Raw genomic sequence first — 2391 nt, 5'->3', positions numbered from 1 at the left:
ATCGGGCATATAAGCCCAGCAGAGTATGAGCGCAAATGCGCCTAGTTAGAGTGTCTACTTTTTGTGGGTAAGACCACCCCAGGTATGGGCCTTTGAGCACTGGAAATTCATCTTGGCCATGACTGGCACTGGTAATAAATAAAGCGGATAACAGCAGAGAACTTAAAATATAGAGATGCTTCATAATTTATCCTTATTATGATAATCACCGAACTCTTAAGGTTCGCCTAAATGCAATTGAACAATTGGCCAGCTTATTCATATCGAACTCAAAGCACCTGATATCCTTATGATTTTTAGATGAGCTCGCCCTGATTACGATAAACGACTTTTTAGGTACGTATAACACCCGCACAGAGGGACTAAAAACCGAACACAGCGCTTTGCCAGGCTGCGCGCTCCTAGTCCCCGCAGATACTGATATGAGCCACCATCCAGAAAATAAAAATTTCCGCCAAAACGCTCATGCTTTTGCAGTAAATAAGAAAATAGATCTTAAATCAACCACAATTAAAATCAGTGAATCTGCAATGACTCTCAGCTGACCTACCCCACTGAAGAAGACGCACGAGCACAAGCCGCAAAGCAAACTCACAAGCTCCTCCAGAACTCGCGTCAACCCCATAAACCGGCTGGTCATAGGCTGCCAGCGAATCGCCACAGACATCGCTGCACAAGAGGAAGTCCGACGATGTTATTCACGCGCCAGTTTTAGGTGGCTGCGCGCAATTGATTGTTATAAGCGAACAACGATCTTTCCTTTGTGTGCCGCCTCAGCGAAATGATGGAATGCATTGCGCACATCCACATCTGTGAAGTCAAACTCCGTATCAATTACTGGCCTGAACTTCCCAGCCTCGAAAAGTTCGTTAAAGTAGGCCAGGTCGCGATTGGGCTCGAGTGCTATAACCCGGAGCTTCTTATCTCGTGCACGGTTTATGCGTAAGCCTGAGAGCGCGACCTTCAGCAAGTTGAGTGTTGGCCCACCTACGGCTGCGTAAGCACCATTAGGGTTCAAAGCACGTTCATAGTCCGCTGGAGACCGATCGCTCTTGGCATCGACAATGAGGTCATAACGCTTTCCATTTTGCGTGAAATCCGTGGTTCGATAGTCAATCACGTGATCGAATCCCCACAAGCGCATTGCCTCCAGTTTTTCTGCACTATCAACCCCGGTCACCTCAAGGCCCTGGAGCTTCAGGAGTTGGATGGCGAGACTACCGACGCCGCCCCCAGCGCCGTTTACCAGAACTGACTGTCCTGGCTCAGGCTGGCGATCCGCCACAATTGCCTGCAGAGCAAGCATGCCTGCCTGAGGGATAGCGGCCGCCTGCTCAAAGCTCATAGCTTGGGATTTAGGCTTCACGGCATTGTGCGGGGCACATACATACTCTGCAAATCCCCCGAATCCGCAGCCGGACAGATCACCGTACACTTCGTCGCCAGGCTTGTATGAACTGACTTCACTGCCCACAGCTTCAACTACACCAGCGATATCGGAGCCTATGGTGATATTCGGCCTAATCAGACCTGCCATGAAACGATTTGGGATGAACGGTGCCCCTTTCAGCAACCCCCAGTCCCAGTCGTTGATCGAGACAGCATTAACTTTGACCAGCACCTGATCGTCAGCTGGGATAGGTTTTATGACATCGTAAATTTCAAGAAAGTCAGGTGATCCGTACTTCCGTATTATTAGAGATTTCACGTTTTCTGCCCCATAAGATTGAGCTTCCTTTTTTGATGATTATTAAAAATAGCTTATCAACTATACAGGGCTCTACTAAATGTGGTTAAGTCTTACACTTAACGCCTGCATTTGCGGCTGGTTTGGAGCGCAGCGGAAAACCAGTCCGCCAACATGCACTGGTTAGGTGATCGCGCTTAGATTGAAAGAAATAGATTCGCGTACCCTGCATTCTCATTGAGAAAACTGCGTAGACCTGCTAGATATTGTCTCAGCGGTTCCTCTGGAGCGTTACCAAATTCCTCAATCTTTGACCATCTACCGACTATTTCAGGTAACTCCTCATCATTGAGTTCTCGTATCTTGTCTTGGAGAGCTTCAGGGAATGACAAAATAAAGGCTTCTCCCTCCGGGGGGTGGGCAGGCTGAAACCCCCTCATTAATTCTTCGTACGTAGCTACGCCAAGTATTTCACCCAGCTTGGATAGCGGAATCATGTCAATATTTTTCGCGCGGAACCACCTGCCAAATGAGTATGGATCGTCACCGTTCACTACTTCTTCAGGGTCATTTCCTTCGAGGAATACTACATCTGAAATTGGCACCAATCTCTCCTTTCAATAACGCTGGTCTTACCCACAAAAAGTAGACACTCTAACTAGGCGCATTTGCGCTCATACTCTGCTGGGCTTATATGCCCGATC

The 2391-nt window shown here is 48.1% G+C and carries 4 protein-coding genes; 1 reads left to right on the top strand and 3 read right to left on the bottom strand.

Annotation, left to right across the window (positions count from 1 at the left end; all coding sequences use genetic code 11):
- On the bottom strand, nt 1–184 hold a 184-nt coding region (locus LVD10_RS17860), incomplete at its 3' end, for a hypothetical protein (protein WP_237064501.1).
- Between the two features lie 238 nt (nt 185–422).
- Between LVD10_RS17860 and LVD10_RS17990 the strand changes: the two genes are divergently transcribed.
- Nucleotides 423–545: a hypothetical protein gene (locus LVD10_RS17990; protein ID WP_255701147.1), complete on the top strand. Its 123-nt coding sequence runs from the start codon at nt 423–425 to the stop codon at nt 543–545.
- A gap of 191 nt (nt 546–736) precedes the next feature.
- Here the strand turns inward: LVD10_RS17990 and LVD10_RS17855 are convergent, their stop codons facing one another.
- Both LVD10_RS17855 and LVD10_RS17850 read right to left on the bottom strand, forming a co-directional pair.
- Nucleotides 737–1708 (bottom strand): NAD(P)-dependent alcohol dehydrogenase, encoded by a 972-nt coding sequence (locus LVD10_RS17855; protein WP_237064498.1) that lies wholly within the window; start codon nt 1706–1708, stop codon nt 737–739.
- Between the two features lie 176 nt (nt 1709–1884).
- Nucleotides 1885–2292, bottom strand: a complete 408-nt coding sequence (locus tag LVD10_RS17850; protein ID WP_237064496.1) for a hypothetical protein — start codon at nt 2290–2292, stop codon at nt 1885–1887.
- Nucleotides 2293–2391: the final 99 nt, after the last annotated feature.

Origin of the sequence: Microbulbifer zhoushanensis, from assembly GCF_021729055.1 — a bacterium.
GTDB classification, from domain to species: domain Bacteria; phylum Pseudomonadota; class Gammaproteobacteria; order Pseudomonadales; family Cellvibrionaceae; genus Microbulbifer; species Microbulbifer zhoushanensis.
Note: the sequence above shows the minus strand (reverse complement) of the source record. Positions and strands in the feature narration are given on the sequence as shown.

Coding starts and splice junctions, on each gene's coding strand:
- LVD10_RS17990 (WP_255701147.1), top strand. CDS start 423: ATGAGCCACCATCCAGAAAATAAAAATTTCCGCCAAAACGCTCATGCT.